At 75.0% G+C, this 17,548-nt stretch carries 17 protein-coding genes; 8 read left to right on the forward strand and 9 right to left on the reverse strand.

What is annotated here, in order from left to right; translation table 11 throughout:
• The 5 genes from AC3EVP_RS29330 to AC3EVP_RS29350 form a co-directional block, all read right to left on the reverse strand.
• A partial coding sequence (locus AC3EVP_RS29330; protein ID WP_435135024.1) for an FAD-dependent monooxygenase occupies nt 1-1,137 on the reverse strand: 1,137 nt, incomplete at its 3' end.
• Between the two features lie 216 nt (nt 1,138-1,353).
• Complete coding sequence (locus AC3EVP_RS29335) at nt 1,354-2,394, reverse strand: alpha/beta fold hydrolase (RefSeq protein WP_435135027.1); 1,041 nt, start codon at nt 2,392-2,394, stop codon at nt 1,354-1,356.
• Nucleotides 2,391-2,954, reverse strand: coding sequence for a hypothetical protein (locus AC3EVP_RS29340; RefSeq protein WP_435135030.1), 564 nt, complete (start codon nt 2,952-2,954; stop codon nt 2,391-2,393). The genes AC3EVP_RS29335 and AC3EVP_RS29340 overlap by 4 nt, the downstream gene beginning before the upstream one ends.
• Before the next feature lie 92 nt (nt 2,955-3,046).
• The gene (locus AC3EVP_RS29345; RefSeq protein ID WP_435135033.1) at nt 3,047-3,727 is read right to left on the reverse strand and encodes a sulfotransferase family protein; all 681 of its coding nucleotides are present in this window, start codon (nt 3,725-3,727) and stop codon (nt 3,047-3,049) included.
• Between the two features lie 60 nt (nt 3,728-3,787).
• Nucleotides 3,788-4,234, reverse strand: a complete 447-nt coding sequence (locus tag AC3EVP_RS29350; RefSeq protein ID WP_335979354.1) for a carboxymuconolactone decarboxylase family protein — start codon at nt 4,232-4,234, stop codon at nt 3,788-3,790.
• Nucleotides 4,235-4,568: 334 nt separating this feature from the next.
• On the opposite strand from AC3EVP_RS29350, the gene AC3EVP_RS29355 reads away from it, so the two are divergent.
• The 5 genes from AC3EVP_RS29355 (at nt 4,569) to AC3EVP_RS29375 (ending at nt 9,646) form a co-directional block, all read left to right on the forward strand.
• Nucleotides 4,569-5,357, forward strand: a complete 789-nt coding sequence (locus AC3EVP_RS29355; RefSeq protein WP_435135036.1) for an SDR family oxidoreductase — start codon at nt 4,569-4,571, stop codon at nt 5,355-5,357.
• Nucleotides 5,358-5,563: 206 nt separating this feature from the next.
• Nucleotides 5,564-5,923, forward strand: coding sequence for a non-heme iron oxygenase ferredoxin subunit (locus tag AC3EVP_RS29360; protein ID WP_435135039.1), 360 nt, complete (start codon nt 5,564-5,566; stop codon nt 5,921-5,923).
• Nucleotides 5,920-6,687, forward strand: a complete 768-nt coding sequence (locus tag AC3EVP_RS29365) for a gamma-glutamyl-gamma-aminobutyrate hydrolase family protein (protein WP_435135042.1) — start codon at nt 5,920-5,922, stop codon at nt 6,685-6,687. The genes AC3EVP_RS29360 and AC3EVP_RS29365 overlap by 4 nt, the downstream gene beginning before the upstream one ends.
• Before the next feature lie 226 nt (nt 6,688-6,913).
• The gene (locus AC3EVP_RS29370; RefSeq protein ID WP_435135044.1) at nt 6,914-8,680 is read left to right on the forward strand and encodes an FAD-dependent monooxygenase; all 1,767 of its coding nucleotides are present in this window, start codon (nt 6,914-6,916) and stop codon (nt 8,678-8,680) included.
• A 90-nt stretch (nt 8,681-8,770) separates the two neighbouring features.
• The gene (locus AC3EVP_RS29375) at nt 8,771-9,646 is read left to right on the forward strand and encodes an NmrA family NAD(P)-binding protein (RefSeq protein ID WP_435135047.1); all 876 of its coding nucleotides are present in this window, start codon (nt 8,771-8,773) and stop codon (nt 9,644-9,646) included.
• A gap of 169 nt (nt 9,647-9,815) precedes the next feature.
• Here the strand turns inward: AC3EVP_RS29375 and AC3EVP_RS29380 are convergent, their stop codons facing one another.
• Entirely contained in the window at nt 9,816-10,592 is a 777-nt protein-coding gene (locus tag AC3EVP_RS29380; RefSeq protein ID WP_435135050.1) for an alpha/beta fold hydrolase, read from the reverse strand.
• Between the two features lie 222 nt (nt 10,593-10,814).
• On the opposite strand from AC3EVP_RS29380, the gene hemG reads away from it, so the two are divergent.
• From hemG to AC3EVP_RS29395, 3 genes are all read left to right on the forward strand, one after another.
• Nucleotides 10,815-12,296, forward strand: coding sequence for a protoporphyrinogen oxidase (gene hemG / locus AC3EVP_RS29385; protein ID WP_435135052.1), 1,482 nt, complete (start codon nt 10,815-10,817; stop codon nt 12,294-12,296).
• Between the two features lie 47 nt (nt 12,297-12,343).
• Nucleotides 12,344-12,952: a mycothiol-dependent nitroreductase Rv2466c family protein gene (locus tag AC3EVP_RS29390; protein WP_435135055.1), complete on the forward strand. Its 609-nt coding sequence runs from the start codon at nt 12,344-12,346 to the stop codon at nt 12,950-12,952.
• Nucleotides 12,953-13,117: 165 nt separating this feature from the next.
• A complete protein-coding gene (locus tag AC3EVP_RS29395; RefSeq protein WP_335979371.1) occupies nt 13,118-13,564 on the forward strand; it encodes a YdeI/OmpD-associated family protein in 447 nt (148 codons plus the stop codon).
• A 20-nt stretch (nt 13,565-13,584) separates the two neighbouring features.
• Here the strand turns inward: AC3EVP_RS29395 and AC3EVP_RS29400 are convergent, their stop codons facing one another.
• The 3 genes from AC3EVP_RS29400 to AC3EVP_RS29410 form a co-directional block, all read right to left on the reverse strand.
• Nucleotides 13,585-14,028, reverse strand: a complete 444-nt coding sequence (locus AC3EVP_RS29400; RefSeq protein ID WP_435135057.1) for a DUF6059 family protein — start codon at nt 14,026-14,028, stop codon at nt 13,585-13,587.
• Nucleotides 14,029-14,206: 178 nt separating this feature from the next.
• Entirely contained in the window at nt 14,207-14,659 is a 453-nt protein-coding gene (locus tag AC3EVP_RS29405; RefSeq protein WP_335979374.1) for a carboxymuconolactone decarboxylase family protein, read from the reverse strand.
• Nucleotides 14,660-14,867: 208 nt separating this feature from the next.
• Entirely contained in the window at nt 14,868-16,964 is a 2,097-nt protein-coding gene (locus AC3EVP_RS29410) for an MMPL family transporter (RefSeq protein WP_435135060.1), read from the reverse strand.
• Nucleotides 16,965-17,548 lie beyond the last annotated feature (584 nt).

The raw sequence follows: 17,548 nt of genomic DNA on the forward strand, positions 1-17,548 counted from the left end.
GCCCGGGCCCATCGGATACCGGATGCCCAAACCGCTGACGACGCCGGCCAGTTGCCCGGCCGCGTCCTTGTGCGCCACCAGCTCGCCCAGCACCTCGCGGACCGGGTCCATGGCGTCGTCGCCCAGGTAGAGCATCGACGCCGCCTGCGCGTTGCGCACCAGCGCCGCGCCGACCGGGTGGCGTTCGGCGTGGTACGTCTCCAGCAGCCCGTCCGGGGCCCGCCCGGCCAGCACCAGCGCCAGCTTCCAGCCGAGGTTCGCCGCGTCCTGGAGACCGGCGCTCAGCCCCCACGCGGCCAGCGGCGGCATCGCGTGCGCGGCGTCGCCGGCCAGCAGCACCCGGCCCTGCCGGTACCGGTCGGCGAGCCCGGCCGCATTGCCGCAGGCCCACAGCCACAGCGGCCGCGCGCCGTGGATCGACTCGCCGGTCAGCCGCTGCCACGCGTCGGCGACCCGCTCGAAGGTCAGGGTGCCGGGGTCGGGGTCGGGCGGCAGGGTCCGGTCATGGACCACGACGCGGTAGCGGCCCTCGCCCAGCGGCGTGCACACCACCATGTTCCCGCCCGGCAGCCGCTCGCCGATCGGCCGCGGGCGCAGCGTGACGCCGCTGATCTCCGCGGTGTACATGCCCCGTGTCGCCGCCCGCCCGGTCACGGTGATGCCCGCCGCCGCACGGACCGCGCTGTGCGGGCCGTCGCAGCCGACCACGTAGGCGGCGGCCGCCTCGCCGGGGCCGTCCGGCCCCGCGAACGACACGGTCACGCCGTCGGCCGTCTCGCGCAGCCCGGTCACCTCGTGGCCGCGCCGCACCGGGACGCCGAGTTCGGCGAGCCGGCCCTCCAGCATTTCCTCGGTGCGGGCCTGCGAAAGGCCCAGCACCCCGCTGTGGTCCTCGTCGAGAATGCCGAGGTCGAAACGCACCCCGCCGAAGTGCCCCATCGGGCCCCAGCGGAAGGGCGCCAGCCGGGACAGCAGGCCGCGCTGCGCCAGGGATTCCGCGGCCCGCCGGTTGAAACCGAGCGCGCGGGATTCCCCGGACCGGGCGGAGAGCTTTTCGTAGACGGCCACCTCCACGCCGCCCAGACGGAGTTCGCCCGCCAGTAACAGGCCGACCGGGCCGGCCCCGACAATGATCACGCCAGTTTCCACAAGGGCCCTCCAACATAGGGCGGGTGGTGAATCATCGGCTCAGAATTGCATGCCGCCGGGCGCGCTCGCAATGAGAAGAGGCGGTGCGCGAAAACGCCGGCGGAGCCTTGCGAAAAAGCGGCGGATACACCGCGTGCGAAAAGGCGTTCAACCGCGGAATTTCCGCGGTTGACGCCTCGTCGCGGCACTTCGTGAAAGCCGGTGTCAGCTTTCGGCGGGCGGCGCCGGTGCCGGATTGGCCGCGCAGGTCGCGTCGGCGCCCGGGCCGGCCGCCGGGCGGCTGCCGTCCTTGAAGAAGGCGCTGACGTACGCGTTCATACAGGCGTTGGCGTTGCGGGACATGGACGTCTCGTGTTCGAAGCCGCCGTGCTCCACCACCAGCCGGGAGTCGGGGAACTCGCGCTGCATCCGCAGGGCGCCCGACAGCGGGGAGCTGCCGACGTCGTCGCCCTGGAGCAGCAGCACGTCCGCGCCGCTGCCGATCCGCTGCGGTGTCGCGGCCGGCACCGGCCAGAAGGCGCAGGGCGCGTTGTACCAGGCGTCGGACCAGGTCATCATGTGGTCGCCGGCGGCGTACCGCGCCGCGTAGTCCTGCTGCCAGCGCTTCCAGTCGTGCGGCCAGGGCGTGTCGACGCACTGCACCGCGCTGTACATGGCCTGCTTGTTCTGCGTCGGGGTGCCCGGCACGCCGAAGCCCGCCTGGAGCCCGGCCGGGTCCGCGCGCAGCACCCAGTCGGCGAGCGCCTTGGCGTTCGCGGCCCAGGAGGAGCGGCGGTAGAGGCTGACGAGGAAGATGTCGGAGTACTCCGACGGGCCGATCTGCCCGCTGATCGGTGCTCGGCGCACCGCGTCCATGCCCTGGTAGTAGCGGGCCTCGACGGCGGCCTCGGTGCTGCCCAGGTGGTAGGTGGCGTCATGGGCGGCGATCCAGGAGAAGTACGTGCCGGCGCTCTTCTCGAAGGTGTCGCTCTGCGCCAGGTCCGTGGCGTACCAGGTGCCGGCCGGCGCGACCACGGTGTCCAGCACCATCCGCCGTACCCGGCTGGGGAACATGGAGGCGTAGACCGCGCCGAGGTAGGTGCCGTAGTCGTAGCCGAAGTAGCTGATCCGCTGCTGGCCGAGCGCCTGCCGGATGCTGTCGAGGTCCCGGGCGGCGTCCTTGGTGCCGAGGTACGGCAGCACGTCGCCGTAGGCGTCTCCGCAGCTGCGGGCGAAGCTGCGGGCCCGGTCCACCCAGGTGCTCATCTCGGCGGCGTGCGCGGCACGTAGTCCGGCCGGGCCTGACCCGGCCACAGGTAGGCCGGGTCGCAGGTGACCATCGGCTCGCTGGCGCCGGTGCCCCGCGGGTCGAAGCCGATCCAGTCGTACTGGGCGCCGGTGCCGGTCGGCAGGCCGGAGGTGCCGGTGGCGAAGCGGGTGGGCAGGTCCCGCCCGAACTGGCCCGGCCACTGGCCGCGGTTGAGCAGCACCACGCCCTGGTACTGGTCGTCGGGCGCGGTGTGCCGGGCCCGGGTCAGCGCCAGGGTGATCTGCCGGCCGCCGGGCTCGGCGTAGTCGAGCGGCACCCGCAGGGACCCGCACTCCAGCCCCTTGAGGAGGGTGCCGACGAGCGGGTCGCTGTCCGGGCAGGGCGCCCAGCTGATGGTCCCCGCCGCCGGCGTGACCGCCGTGACCGCCGCCGCAGCCGTCCTGGCCGCCGCGGGCCCGGTGGCCGCCTGCGCCGGTGCGGCCGCGGCCACCCCGGCGAGCGCGGCCACCGCGGCCACCGCCGCGACGAGTCTTCGTCTCCGTGACGTCTTCCGCATCGTGTCTCCCCCATCGTGTCCGGCGGCCCGCCGGCGTCGGCCGGCCGGTGCCGCAGCTGCTCACTGGTTGCCTCGCGCCGACGGACGGGCGGTCAGGGCCGGTTGACGCCCTCGGGCGCGAGCGGACCGCCCGCGCCGCCCATCCGCCGCATCCGATCCCGCATCGAGGCGGTGGTGTTGACGTGCGGGAACTCCTCCGCCGGCACCTCGACCCCGAGGAAGTCGCACAGCGGCTCCCAGCCCTGCTGCACGTCGAGGACGAGCAGCCGCTCCCGGGGGACGGAGTCGATGATCTGCTGGTTGCGCCGGTGGTACACCTCGATCGCGTGGGCCCGGTCCTCGAACCGGCCGTCGAAGAGCCCGTCCCACGTCATGGCGGTCGTCATCCGCAGCACCCGGGCCTGCCGGGAGCCCTCCTGCGGCGGGTCCTCCCGGCCTTTGAGCACGAACTGGAAGAGCGTGTGGTACGTGCTGTCGTACCAGCCCTCCGCGTCGCGCACCGTGAGCACCACCTTGGCCGCGGGGAACGCCTCGGCGATCGGGCGGTAGTAGAAGGAGGGCGGGCCGTCCACGGCGGAGGTGTAGCCGTCGAACACCGCGGCCCAGTCCGGCTCCTCGCCGTCGCAGACGATGCCCTCCCACTGCCGCAGCCGCTTCTCGTCGCCGACGATGTCGAACATGTGGTAGCAGGGGCCCAGGCCCAGCCGCTCCAGTGCCACCTGCAACGACGTCGTCCCGGTCCGGCCCAGGCCGGCGTTGATGAGCTTGAGCATCGTGATGACTTCCCTCCGTGCGTACGGTCGGCAGGCGCCTGCCGAGGCGGTCGGCGCGCGTCAGCGCCAGTCGGCCGGTACCTGCCGGGTGGAGACGTTGACCCGGTTCCAGAGGTTGACCAGGCCGATGTGGAGGACCAGCGCGGCGAGTTCCTCCGCCGTGAAGTGCGCCTCGGCCTGCGCCCAGACCTCGTCGGCCACCGGGTCCTCCCGCCCGCTGATCTCGGTGGTCGCCTCGGCCAGCGCCAGTGCGGCGCGCTCGGCCCCGGAGAAGCAGTCCGCCGCGCGCCACCCGGCCACCCGCGGCAGCCGCTCGTCGGCCGCGGCGGCCGGCCCGAGGTCGGCCGGCAGCGTGTAGCGGCGGCCGTTGATCTGGCTCACCCGCAGCCGGACCAGGTCCAGGGTCCGCTGCGGCACACCGGTCGCGCCGATGACCTTGGACAGGTCGAGCAGCGGTTGCAGGGCGTCCGGCACGATCAGCGAGGGGTTGTTCATCCGCGGTGGCATCGGGTCATCTCCTGGGAGTCGGGGCCGAGCCGCGCCGCCCGAGCGCCCCCTTCCGGGTGCGCGGCGGCGGGTGCCGGGGCCCAGGCTGCCGCCCGGCACGCGGCGGCGGCAACTGAACGCACCGGAACGCCGTGCGGCCGGTGGCACCCGGCGTGCTCGACTGCGGAGCGGGCGCGGTTGAGCACGCCCTGAACGGCCCGGGCGTCGACAACCGCCGTGCCGGTGCGCACAGTTCGGGGAACCCCCGCCACCACGGGAGGGAGCGTCGCACACGCCGGCCGGGGCGGCCGGACCACCGCAGAAGGGACGGGCCGCGATGACCGGGGAGGCCGCGATGACCGGGAAAGCCGCCGTGACCGGAGAAGCCGGGGAAGTCGGGGAAGCCGGGGAAGCCGACACCGCCGGGAAGGTCGCGCTCGTCACGGGCGCCAACAAGGGGATCGGGTACGAGACGGCGCGCCAGTTGGGGCAGCGGGGCATCCGCGTCCTGGTCGGCGCCCGGGACGAGGGACGCGGCAAGCAGGCCGCCGACGCGCTGGCCGCCGGCGGCATCGACGCCGAACCGCTGCGGCTGGACGTGACCGACGCCGCCGGCGTCGCCGAGGCGGCGGCCCGTATCGAGCGGCGCCACGGCCGCCTGGACATCCTGGTGAACAACGCGGGCATCGCCGGCGGCTTCACCGGCGCCCCCAGCCAGGCCACGGCCGACGACCTGCGCGCGGTCTACGAGACCAACGTCTTCGGCGTGGTCACCGTCACCCGCGCGATGCTGCCGCTGCTGCGCCGCGCCCCGGCGGGCCGCATCGTCAACATGTCCAGCCACATCGGGTCGCTGGCCCTGCACGCCGACCCGGACTCCCCGCTCGCCGGGGTCAACATGATCGCCTACCAGTCCTCGAAGACCGCCCTCAACGCGCTGACCCTCGCCTACGCGAAGGAGCTGCGGGGCACGGCGGTCAAGGTCAACGCCGCCCACCCCGGCGTGGTGGCCACCGACATCAACCACCGCCGCGGGCACCGCACCCCCGCCCAGGGCGCCGTGATCGCCGTACGGCTGGCGCTGCTGGACGCGGACGGGCCGTCCGGGGCGTCGCTGGCCGAGGAGGGCCCGGTGCCGTGGTGACGGCCGCGGGCGGGCGGGACAGGCGGGCGGGACAGGCGGGCGGGGCAGCCGGGCGGGGCGGGCTGGCCCGGGTGCAGCGAGCCTCGTCCGTTCCTCGGGCCGTACTCCACCGCGCGCGGGCAGGGTGGCGGGCGGCCGGCTCCCCGCCCCGCTCCGGCGGGGACCGAGCGGCCGCCGGAATCCGACGGAGGAGGAGAGCCCGACCGATGAGCTTCGTCAAGGTCTGCCCGGAAGAGAAGGTCCCGGCCGAAGGCGCGATCGCGGTGGAGGTCGACGGCACCGCGGTCACGCTGGCCCGCAGCGGCGGCACGGTCTACGCGGTCGGCGAGCTGTGCTCGCACGCCGAAGTGCCCCTCGCCGAGGGCGAGGTCTACGACGGGACGATCGAGTGCTGGCTCCACGGCTCCTGCTTCGACCTGAAAACCGGCGCCCCCTCGGGCCCGCCCGCGACGCGCCCGATCCCCACCTACCGGGTGAAGGTCGAGGACGGCTACGTCCACGTCGCGCCGGGCCCCGCGGCCGCGGCGGGTGAGCCGTCCGGCGAGCTGACGGGCGGTCAGGCGTGACGGCCGCGGCAACCGGAGAGCGGCGCCCGGTCGTCGGGATCGCCGCGCGGACCGCGCCGGTCACCCTCCAGGGCAGCGCGCTGACGGTCAGCCTGGCGCTCCAGTCCCATGTGGACTTCCTCGCCGCGGCCGGCTGCCTGCCCGTGGTGCTGCCGCTGGGCCACGGCGCGCAGGAGCTCGCCGGCACCCTCGACGGCCTGCTGGTGCCCGGCGGCCCCGACGTCGACCCCGCGCTGTACGGGCAGCCGCCGCACCCCAGCACCCGGGCCGTCCGCCCGGACCTGGACCGCGCCGAACTGGCGCTGATCGGCGCGGCGCTGGCGGCGGACCTGCCGCTGCTCGCCGTCTGCCGCGGCATGCAGCTGCTGAACGTGCAGCGCGGCGGCACCCTGCACCAGCACCTGCCGGAGACCACCGGCGACGACTCCCACCGCCCGGCCACCGCCGGCTTCACCTTCGGCCGGCACGCGCTGGAGCTCCGGCCCGGCAGCCGGGTCGCGGGCATCCTGGGCGACGGCGGCGCCGAGTCGTTCTGCCACCACCACCAGGCCGTCGACACCGTCGGGACCGGCCTGACGGCGACCGCGTGGGCCCCCGACGGGACGGTCGAGGCCGTCGAGGCCGACGGCCGGCCCTTCGCCGTGGGCGTGCAGTGGGAGGCGGGCCAGACCGCGGACGACCGCTTCCACCGGGCGCTCGCGGGGGCCGCTGCCGCACGGGCCGGGCGCAGGCACCCGCAACCCGCGGGGTCCACCCGTCCTTGACCGCGGCTACAGACGCCGTCGGCACGCTACGAGAACACCGCGGCCCGAGCGCACCGCCGCGCACCCGCACCACCACTCCCGCGCACCACCACCCGCACCACCACCCCTGCGCACCACCCCCAGTCCGCGTCAGTGCCAGGACGCGACGGGCCGACCGGCGACCGGCGGCCCGGCCCGTGCGGCAGCCCCCGCGAGCGCGCGGCTGCCACCTCCAGGAAGGACCACAATGGCAGCAGTCGAGGTTCCGGTTCTGATCGTGGGCGGCGGCGGATGCGGCCTGGCCGCCTCCAACTTCCTGTCCGACCACGGTGTGGCCCATCTGCTGGTGGAGCGGCACTCCGACACCGCCCACGTGCCGAAGGCGCACTACCTCAACCAGCGCACCATGGAGATCTTCCGGCAGCACGGACTGGACCGGCCGATGACCGAGCAGGGCGCGCCCCTGGAGCTGTTCGGCGGCCTGCGCTGGCTGACCTCGCTGGCCGGGGACGAGCCCATGGACACCCGGCTGATCCACGAGATGGACGCCTTCGGCGGCGGCGTGCTGCGCGAGCGCTACGCCGCGGCCGGCCCCGTCCTGCCGGTCAAGCTGCCGCAGGTCAGGCTGGAGCCGATCCTGCGCCGCACCGCGGAGGAGCGCAATCCCGGCCGGGTGCGCTTCGGCCACGAGATGACCGGCTTCGAGGACCGGGGCGACCACGTGGTGGCCGAGATCCGCGAGGTCGCGACCGGCGAGACCACCACCGTCACGGCGCAGTACCTCATCGGCGCCGACGGCGGCCGCACCGTCGGCGGCGCGCTCGGCATCGAGATGCAGGGCCTGCACGGCCTCCTCGACGTCACCACCGCCTACTTCGCCGCCGACCTGTCGCCGTGGTGGCAGGAGGGCACGCTGCTCACCCACTTCCTCAACGCCTACGACCCCGACCTGTGCAGCAACCTCATCGAGATGGGGCCGAGCTGGGGCAAGGCGTGCGAGGAGTGGGTGCTGCACTTCCCGCCGATGCCGGACGGCCGCCTGGACGAGGAGGCGGTCACGGCCCGCATCCGCGAGCTGCTGCGCGTGCCCGACCTGGAGCTGACCTTGCACCACGTGACGAACTGGACCGTGGAGGCACTGGTCGCCGAGCACTACCGCAAGGGCCGCGTGCTGCTGGCCGGGGACTCCGCGCACCGCCAGCCGCCGACCGTCGGCCTCGGCCTCAACTCCGGTATCCAGGACGCCCACAACCTCTCCTGGAAGCTGGCCGCGGTGCTCTCCGGCCGGGCCGGCGACGCCCTCCTGGACAGCTATGAGGCCGAGCGGCGCCCGGTGTGCCGGCACAACGTCGACTGGGCGGTGTCCGCCGCCTCCCACCACCAGACGGTCCTGGAGACGATCGGGCTGGGCCCGCACGCGCCCCAGCAGCGCCGGGAGCGGATGTTCGCCCGGTTCTTCGAGGAGTCCCCGATCGGCGACGTGGTGCGGGCGCGCACCGCGGAGATCCTCGACACCCACCGGGCCGGCGGGCAGGCCCACGACCTGGAGATCGGCTTCGCCTACGAGCAGGGCGCGGTGCTCCCCGACGGCAGCGCGCCGCCGCCGCGCACCGCGATGCGCGACGTCTACCACCCCACGACCCGGCCCGGGCACCGGCTGCCGCACGCCTGGCTGGAGCACGACGGCCGGCGCGTGTCGACCCACGACCTGGCCGGCCCCGAGCGCGGCTTCGTCCTGCTCACCGGCCCGGACGGGGCCGCCTGGTGCGAGGCGGCCGCCCAGGTCGCGGAGAAGCTCGCCACCCCGGTCACCGCGGTCCGCATCGGCGGCGCCGGCGCCCCGTACACGGACACCGACGGCGGCTGGGCGGCCGTACGGGGGACCGCCGCGGACGGCGCGATCCTGGTGCGCCCGGACAACCACGTCGCCTGGCGTGCCGCGACCGCCGCGGACGACCCGGCGGCCACCCTGGCCGACGTGCTCACCCGGCTGCTGGCCGGCCCCGGCGCGTAGCGGTTCGCGGCCCGGACACGGCAAGCGGTCCAGGAAGGCCCGCACAGCGCAACGACCAGGCGGCTGAGGCAGCCGAGACGGAGGCAGACGGTGACGGTGGACGGGACGGTGCTGGTCCTGGGCGGGACCGGCAGACAGGGCGGCGCGGTGGCCCGTGAACTGCTGCGCCGCGGGCGGACGGTGCACGCGCTGGTGCGTGCGCCGCAGTCCGCGGCGGCGCAGGCGCTCGCTGCGCGGGGCGCGGTGCTGGTGCCCGGCGACTTCGACGACGAGGCGTCGCTGCGCGCGGCGATGACGGGGGTGCACGGCGTCTTCAGCGTCCAGACCTTCCGCACGCCGGGCGGGTCGGACGCCGAGGAACGGCACGGCAGGACAGTGGCCGACGCCGCCGCGGCCACGGGCGTCGCGCACTTCGTGTACAGCTCGGTGGGCGGCGCCGAACGCGGCAGCGGCATCCCGCACTTCGAGAGCAAGTGGCGCATCGAGCAGCACATCGACAAGCTCGGGCTGCCCGCGACCGTACTGCGGCCGGCGATGTTCCACGACGTGCTGCGCGACATCGGCCCGCGCCGCGCGGACGGCGGGCTCGTCCTCGGCCTGTGGCTGCGCCCGCAGGTCGCGGTGCAGGTCATCGCGACCTCCGACATCGGCGCGTTCGCCGCGGACGCCTTCGACGACCCGGACGCGTGGCTGGGCCGGCAGGTCGAGATCGCGAGCGACGAGTTGACCGGACCGCAGATGGCCGAGGCGTTCGCGCGCGTCTCGGGCCTGCCGACCCGGTACGAGCAGCAGTCCTTCGAGCCGCTGCGGGCCGCCCGCCCGGACCTGGCCCGGATGTTCGACTGGCTGGACCGCGAGGGCTACCGCGCGGACCTGCCCGCGCTGCGCCGCCGGCGCCCGGACCTGGTCGGCCTGGAGAGCTGGCTGCGGGCGAACTGGACGGTGCCGCCCGCCGCTTCGGACTGACCGCGCGCACCGCGACCGGCCCGCCTCCGCGGCACAGGGGAGGCGGGCCGGTCGTGTGTGCCGCAGGCGGAGCTGCGCCGTCGGCGCGGGGAGCGCACCTGCGCGTACGGCACGCGGACCCGCGGGTCCCCGTGCCGTACGCGGTGGTTGGGGCGGTCGGCGCCGCCGCTCAGGAGGTGGCGAAACCGGCGAGCACCCGGCCGAGGATGTCGGTGTGGATGCGGTGCCAGGTGCCCGGCAGCCCCATGCCCCAGCCGTTGGGCAGGGCGCGGGCGGTCGCGCGGGCGGCGTCGCGCAGCCAGTCGCCGGTGCTCTCGCTGTGGACGACGAGCGAGGGGACCCGCAGCGTCGCGAGGCGCTGCTCGGGCACCTCGAAGTCGCCGAGGATCGCGGTGTCGTACAGCAGCGTGTGGGCGTTCGCCTCGTTCGTCGCCCACAGCGGGCCGCGCCGCCAGTCCGCGAGGACCGCGGGGGACAGGCCGAGCAGTTCGGTGAGCCAGTACTCCGCGGTCTCGCCGCGCCGCCCGTCCGCGAGCAGCCCCCGCAGCACCTCCATGCAGTCGGCCGGCGGCTTGGGGTGCCCGGCGGTGCGGAAGTACGGCTCGTGCAGCGCCAGTCTGGTGATCGGCAGCCCGGCCATGGCCGCCTCGAGCGCGAGGTTCGCGCCGGTGGACCCGGCGAACACCACCGCCGCGCCGCCCGCCTCGTCGATCAGCGCGGCCAGGTCCTCGATCTCCCGCTCGACGGCGTACGCCGGGCTGTCGCCGCTCTCGCCGCGCCCCCGGCGGTCGTAGACGTACACGGTGCAGTGCGGGGCGAGTTCGGGCACGAGCGCGTCGAAGATCGTGTGGTCGCGGAACGCGCCGTTCATCAGGACGATCGGCGGGCCGTCGCCCGCCGACCGGTAGGCGATCGTCGTGCCGTCCCGCGATACGACCTTCCGCATGGCGCTCTCCTCAGGCTGGGCTGGTGGTGGCCGGTACCGCCACTGTCCGGCAGGCCGGTGGACGGCCGGTCGAGCGCCGATCGCACGCCACCGCCCGGGCCGCACGCCACCGCCGGGGCCGCGGGCCGGGGCCGCGGGTCGGGGTCCACCCGGACTCGACCGGGACTGCCGCCGGGCCTGTCGACACTGGGGCCACACCCAATCCATGAGGGAGCCGGCGGAATGGCGGACAACGGAATGTCTCGGACGCGCGAAGTCCCGCATGTGGTCGTCGTCGGGGGCGGTGTCGCGGGCCTCGCGGCGGCGTTCTTCCTGCGGAACGAACCGGTGCGGGTGACGGTCCTGGAGGGGTCGTCGCGGATCGGCGGGCAGCTCGCCGTCTCGGAGCTGGCCGGCACCGTCGTCGACGAGGGCGCCGAGTCCACGTACGCCAAGCGCCCCAAGACCGCGCGGCTGCTGAAGGAGGCCGGGCTCGCGGACCGGGTCGTCTCGGCGGGCACCAAGGCGATGGCGATCAGGACCGGCGGCGCCCTGCGCCCCCTGCCGGACCGCCAGTTCATGGGGGTGCCCTGCGACATGGACGAGCTGGCCGGCGTCGGCCTGTTGTCCGGCGCCGCGGTGGACCGGGCCCGCGAGGACGCCGTGCGGCCCATGTCAGCGCCGGACGGCGACGTGTCGGTGGCGCAGTTCGTCGGGTCGCGGCTGGGCCACGAGGTCGTGGACCGGCTCGTCGACCCGTTCCTGGCCGACGCGTACTTCGGCCGCGCCGACGAGCTGTCCGCCGCGGCCACGCTCTCCCCGCTGGTCGGCGCCGCCCGCCGGCACCCCTCCCTGGCACAGGCGGCGGCCGCGCTGATCCCGCCGCTGCCGGCGGACGGCGTACGGCCCCCCACGGGCATCTCCACCCTCGTCGGGGGCCTGGGCCGGCTGCCCCGGGTGCTCGCCGACGCCCTGCTCGCCGCGTCGCCCGGCTCGGCGGTGCGCACCGGGTCCGCGGTGCGGGAACTCGCCCGCGCCGCACACGGCTGGCGGCTGACCGTGGACACCGCCGCCGGGACGCAAGTGGTCGACGCGGACGCCGTCGTCCTCGCCGCGCCCGCCGGAGCGGCCGGCCGGCTGCTCGCCGGGGTGCCCGGGGCCGGCGCCGCCGCGAGTGAGCTCAGCGGAGTCCCGCACGCCGGCTCGGTGATCATCACCCTCGCCTACCCGCGCGGCGCGCTCGACGCCATGCGTGCCCTGGGCCACAGCGGCTACCGGCTGCCCGCGGTGGACGGGCGGCCGATGAAGGTCGTCACCTTCTCCACCGTCAAGTGGCCGCACCTGGCCGGCGAGGTGGAGATCGTACGCTGCCAGGCCGGGGGCAGCGGCGACGGCGCCGTGCTGGAGCGCGACGACGCCGACCTCGTCGCGCTCGCCGCGGCCGAGGTCGCCGGCGCCGCCGGGGTGGTGGGCGACCCGGTGGCGGCCCGGGTCAGCCGCTGGGCTGACGCGGTGCCCCAGTACACCGTCGGGCACCTCGACCGGGTGGCGCGGATTCGCGCGTCCGTGGCCGCGCAGCCCTCCCTCGCGGTCTGCGGCGCCGTGTACGACGGCGTCGGGATCGGCCAGTGCGTGGTCAGCGCGCGGGGGGCCGCCGACCAGGTGCTCGGTTCGCTGCGCGCCGCCGCGCCGGTCGCCCCGGCGGCGGCGCGGGCCCGGGACTGACGTGCCGTCCGCACCGCATCCCCGTTCCGTCCCATTGGAGGCCCGACGTGGCGCAAGGCACCCCGACCCCTGTCGACTTCTGGTTCGATCCGCAGTGCCCCTGGGCGTGGATCGCATCGCGCTGGATGCACGAAGTGGCGCTGCTGCGGCCGGTGGAGGTGCGCTGGCGCGTGATGAGCCTCGCCGTCCTCAACGAGGGCCGCGACCTGCCGGAGCGCTGGCGGGCGGCGAGCGGCATCGGCCCGGTGCGGGTGTGCGCCGCCGCCGAGCAGAAGTACGGCCCCGAGGTGCTCGGCCGCCTCTACACCGAGCTGGGCACCCGCTACCACCATGAGAAGGCGCCGCGGGACCGGGCCACCGCCGCGGCGGCGCTCGAAGCCGCGGGCCTGGACGGCGACCTGGCGGAGGCGATGGACACCGCCGAGTACGACGCGGCGCTGCGGCGCTCGCACCGCGAGGGCATGGAGCAGGTCGGCGACGACGTCGGCACACCGGTGATCTCGGTGGCCGGGAACGCGTTCTTCGGGCCGGTGGTCACCCCGGTGCCGCGCGGCGCGGCCGCCGCGAAGCTGTGGGACGGGGTGCTGGCGGTCACCTCGACCGACGGGTTCTTCGAGTTGAAGCGCACCCGCGACCGCAGGCCGAGCTTCGACTGACCGCGGCCGGCCCGCTCCTCACACCCGAACACGCCGTGCCCCGTTCGCCGTTGCGGACGGGGCACGGCCAATGGTGATAATGCTCGCAGAACGCCGAGGGGGCCGCGCCCCCGCGGCCGGATCGCGACACTGGACCCGGACCGGCCCCGCCGACAGGAGCAGACGATGAAGTTTCGGACCCAGGTCGAGCCCCCGGAGCCCATGCGCGGGCTGGAGGTGCCGCCCGAGATCGTCGAGGAACTCGGCGGGGGAGCGCGGCCGCCGGTGACCATCACCGTCAACGGCCACACCTGGCGCAGCCGGCTCGCCATCATGCGCGGCCGGCACCTGATCGGCTTCAGCAAGGCCAACCGGGCGGCCGCGGGCGTCGACACCGGCGAGGAGGTCGAGGTCGAACTCGCCCTGGACACCGCGCCGCGCACCGTGACCGAGCCCGAGGACTTCGCCGCGGCGCTGAAGGCCGACCCGGTGGCCGCCACGGCCTACAACAGCCTGACGCCCAGCCGCAAGCGCGAGCACATCCGGGCCGTCGAGAGCGCGAAGAAGCCCGAGACCCGGGCCCGCCGCATCGCCAAGGCGCTGCTGACGCTGCGGGAGCAGGACCTGTCCTGACCGGGCCGGGGGAGCGGCGCTCAGCGCTTCGGGCGCCGCTGCTCCCGTGCGTCCGGCTGCCGTTCCCGTGCGTCCCGCTTCCGCTCGCGGTGCTGCTCCCGTGCGTCCCGCTCCCGCTCGCGCTGCTGCTCCCGCCGCTGCTCGCGGTGCTGCTCCCGCTGCCGTCGGCGGTGCTCTTCCCGCTGCCGTTCCAGGTGCCGCCGCTCGGCCTGCCGGCGGCGGCGCCGCTCCTGCCGGTCCTGCCGCCGCCACTGGCGCAGCAGCGAGCGCTCCAGCGCGCTCAGCGGGTCCTGCGGGCGCAGGCGTTCGGGGTGCGCGGGCGGCGGGCCGTCCGGCTGCTCCGGCTCCTGGTCGAAGGGCGGCCAGCCCGGCACCCACAGCCCCAGGGCGTGCATGGCCCCGTAGGCGCCCAGGGAGCGGCACACCTCGCCGACGAAGCGCCTGAGCAGGGCGAGGGCGGCCATGGACGGGGTCCCTTCGCGTCGTGCCCCCCGGTGCGGGAGGCGGTGACGCTACTGTCCGCGGCACGGTTGGAGCCGGGCTGGAAGCCCGCTCAAGCAGGTGCGGGGCCGCCGGGCGCGCACGCGGACGGCCCCGGGTCCCCGCCGGGCGGGGACCCGGGGCAGTGCCGCGCGGGGCCGGTCAGCCCCAGTCGCCGGCCATCTGCTGGGTGGTGACGTTGAGCCGGTTGAAGAAGTTGGTGAGCGCGACCATCAGCACGATCGCGGCCAGGCCCTTCTCGTCGAAGTGGTCGGCGGCCGCGTCCCAGACCGCGTCCGGCACCGGGTCGCTGCGGTCGGCCAGCCGGGTGGCGTGCTCGGCCAGCGCCAGCGCGGCGCGCTCCTCGTCGGTGAACAGGGTGGTCTCGCGCCAGGCGGCGACGGCGAACAGCCGCTCCTCGGTCTCGCCGCTCTTGCGGGCGCCGCGGGCACCGGAGTCCACGCAGGAGCTGCACCCGTTGATCTGGCTGGCGCGCAGGTGGACCAGGTCCAGGGTCGTCTTCGGGACGCCGCCGGAGTAGATCGCCTTGTACATGTCCTGGATGGACTGGGTGGCGCCGAGGATCATCGCCGGGTTCTTCATGCGCGCTTCCATGGTCATTGCCTTTCGTGCCTTTCGGGGGTGAACACACGGCGCCGCCGCGGGGCGGCGCCACTTCTATGACGACCGCCGCCGCGGGAGTGTGACAGCGGGGGCGCACCGGCACCCGAACGGCCCCCGGCGGTGGTGCGCCGGGGGCGGGAAAGCGGGGCGCCGCACCGCGGGGGTCGGCGCGACGCCCCTCGTCACCCGTCGCGGCCGGTCAGGCGCCGACGTCCGCGCGGGTGGTCTCCACCGGGCGCCCGCCGTCGGGCGGCGCCTGGGTCTCGGGGTGGCCCGGGCGCCAGATGCCCGGGCCGATCGACAGCGACAGGGCGGGCACCAGCAGGCTGCGCACCAGGAAGGTGTCCAGCAGGATGCCGACCGCGATGAGCAGGCCCTCCTGGAGCGAGGAGACGGTCGGGATGGTGGCCAGTACGCAGAAGGTGGCCGCCAGGACGATCCCCGCGGAGGTGATCACCCCGCCGGTGACGGTCAGGCCGGTGAGCACGCCCTCGCGGTGCCCGCGGCGCCGGACCTCCTCGCGCACCCGCGCCATCAGGAAGATCGTGTAGTCCACGCCGAGGGCGACCAGGAACAGGAACCCGATCAGCAGCAGGCTGCGGTCCATGTGCGGGTAGCCGATCGCGTGGAAGAGCAGCGAGGCGGCGCCGACCGCGGCGGCGTAGGACAGGATCACCGACAGCAGCAGCACGATCGGCGCGACCACCGACCGCAGCACCAGCATCAGCATGGCCAGGACCACCAGCAGGACCAGCGGGATGAGCAGCATCTCCTCGTCCTTGGTGGCGTTCGCGGTGTCGAGGGCGATGGCGCTCTGGCCGCCCACGACCGCGTCGGAGGTCTCGCCCGGCGCGCTGCCCAGCGCGCTGCGCATGCGGTGGACGGTGGCGCGGGCGGCCGGGGTGTCCGGGGCGTCCTTGAAGACCGCGGTGATGTGGGTCCAGCCGCCCGCGGTGCGCTCGATGTCCGCGCTCTGCACGCCGGGCACGGACTCCACCACGCGCAGCGCGCTGTCGCCGGCCTGGCTGGGCACGTAGACGTCGGCGGGCTCCGAGGCGCCGGCGGGGAAGTGCGCGGCCAGCACCTTCTGGCCCTCGATGGAGCCGACGGACTTGGTGAACTGCTGGGCCTGGGTCTGGCCGGTCTCCACCGTGGCGGTGCCGGCGGCGAGGGCGGCCAGCACCACGATGCAGCAGGCCCACACCACCCGCGGCCGGCGGGCGACGGCGCCGGCCACCCTGGCCCAGGCGCCGTGCTCCTGCTCCGCGCCCGCCCGGTAGCCGGGGGTGTGGCGCGGCACGAACGGCCAGAACGTCCAGCGGCCGAGTACGACCAGCAGCGCGGGCAGCAGCGAGGTCATCGCCAGGAACACCACCGCGATGCCGATCGCCACCACCGGGCCGAGCCCGCGGGTGGAGGTCATCCGGCCGAAGACCAGGCACAGCGAGGCCAGCACGACGGTGGCCGCGGAGGCCGACAGCGCCGAGATCGAGCGGCCCACCGCGATCCGCATCGCCTCGTGCCGGTCCTCGTGCCGGTGCAGTTCCTCGCGGTAGCGGGCGATCAGCAGCAGCGCGTAGTCCGTGCCGACGCCCACGCACAGGATCATCAGGATGTACGTGCTCAGGCCGTTGACGAGCAGCCCGGCGTGCGCGGCGAACAGGTACACCACGCCGCTGGCCACCTCCGCGGCCAGGAAGACCGACAGCAGCGGCACCAGCCACAGCACCGGGCTGCGGTAGGTCAGCAGCAGCAGGATCGCGACCACGGCGAGGGCCGCGCCCAGCAGGGCGCCGTCCATCCCGCTGTACACGTCGGCGAAGTCCCGGATGCTGCCTGCCTCACCGGACACCTTGGTCTCGAGCCCGGCCGGCGCGCCGTCCCGGACGACCTTCTCCGACCGGTCCACGGCGTGGGTGAGCACGTTGTTGTCGCTGGGGCTGGTGCGCAGCGGCAGGCTGATGAAGGCGGCGACGTGGTCGGTGGAGAACTCGGGGGCGGACACCGGGCCGACGGCGACGTCCTTCAGGGCGCCGCTGTCCGCGGTGATCTTCGCGGTGTCGGCCGCGGTGAGGCCGCCGGCGCGGGTGTAGACGATCACCGCGCCGCTGGTGTGCCGGTCCGCGAAGTGCTTCTCGGCGATCTTGACCGCCTGGGTGGACTGGGCGCTGGAGGGCAGCCAGGTCTCCTGGTCGTTGTTCTGGACGTGGCCGATCTTGGCGCCGAGCGATCCGCCGGCCGCGATCAGGACCAGCCATATCACCAGCACCGCCCACTTCGAGCGGCGCCCGCTCACCAGCCGGGCATAGCCCGCGGTGAAGCCGTCTTTGGGCCCCGACCTGACACTTTGTGTGATCGGTTGCTCATTCTTGGTAGTCATGCCAGCTCGCAAGAGGTCGGGGAGGCCGTTCTCCACGGCTCCGGTCAGCGGGGTGGGGCGTGCGCGTCGGGACGCGGCTTCGTCGGTCACTGCTATGACGGCCGGCGGCCGGAACATGTGACAGCCGGCCGCGACCGGGCCGAGCGGGCGTGCCCCAGGGGAAGTCGGCCGGGCGTCCGTCACGGACGGCGACGTGCCGGCCGGCCCGGGCGCGGCGGCTGCCACAGGTTCCGGCCGCCGGTTTCCGGTGGCGGCTCCCACCCGTCCCACCGGACCGCCGCGCCCCACCCGGCTCAAGGGTCGCCTGACCTGTTCGTGACGGACAGCAGGCGTTCCCTGACAGTACGTCAGAGCCGCACTTGCCGCTCCGGCGACCGGTCGCGAGAATCGCGCTGGTCCGCCCCTCGCGGTTCGACAACGCCTCATGCGCCGTTGGAGAACCGTCGGAAGAGCGGCGGACAACCTGTGGAGTCGGGTCGCGTCAGTGGTTACGTACTCGA

The organism is Actinacidiphila sp. bgisy144 (assembly GCF_057708105.1).

Bases quoted from the DNA above. Each gene is read 5' to 3' on its own strand.
- AC3EVP_RS29345 (WP_435135033.1), bottom strand. From the start codon at position 3,727: ATGCTCAAGCTCATCAACGCCGGCCTGGGCCGGACCGGGACGACGTCG.
- AC3EVP_RS29405 (WP_335979374.1), bottom strand. From the start codon at position 14,659: ATGGAAGCGCGCATGAAGAACCCGGCGATGATCCTCGGCGCCACCCAG.
- AC3EVP_RS29360 (WP_435135039.1), top strand. From the start codon at position 5,564: ATGAGCTTCGTCAAGGTCTGCCCGGAAGAGAAGGTCCCGGCCGAAGGC.
- AC3EVP_RS29395 (WP_335979371.1), top strand. From the start codon at position 13,118: ATGAAGTTTCGGACCCAGGTCGAGCCCCCGGAGCCCATGCGCGGGCTG.
- AC3EVP_RS29380 (WP_435135050.1), bottom strand. From the start codon at position 10,592: ATGCGGAAGGTCGTATCGCGGGACGGCACGACGATCGCCTACCGGTCG.
- AC3EVP_RS29400 (WP_435135057.1), bottom strand. From the start codon at position 14,028: ATGGCCGCCCTCGCCCTGCTCAGGCGCTTCGTCGGCGAGGTGTGCCGC.
- AC3EVP_RS29350 (WP_335979354.1), bottom strand. From the start codon at position 4,234: ATGCCACCGCGGATGAACAACCCCTCGCTGATCGTGCCGGACGCCCTG.
- hemG (WP_435135052.1), top strand. From the start codon at position 10,815: ATGGCGGACAACGGAATGTCTCGGACGCGCGAAGTCCCGCATGTGGTC.
- AC3EVP_RS29335 (WP_435135027.1), bottom strand. From the start codon at position 2,394: ATGAGCACCTGGGTGGACCGGGCCCGCAGCTTCGCCCGCAGCTGCGGA.
- AC3EVP_RS29370 (WP_435135044.1), top strand. From the start codon at position 6,914: ATGGCAGCAGTCGAGGTTCCGGTTCTGATCGTGGGCGGCGGCGGATGC.
- AC3EVP_RS29355 (WP_435135036.1), top strand. From the start codon at position 4,569: ATGACCGGGAAAGCCGCCGTGACCGGAGAAGCCGGGGAAGTCGGGGAA.
- AC3EVP_RS29340 (WP_435135030.1), bottom strand. From the start codon at position 2,954: ATGCGGAAGACGTCACGGAGACGAAGACTCGTCGCGGCGGTGGCCGCG.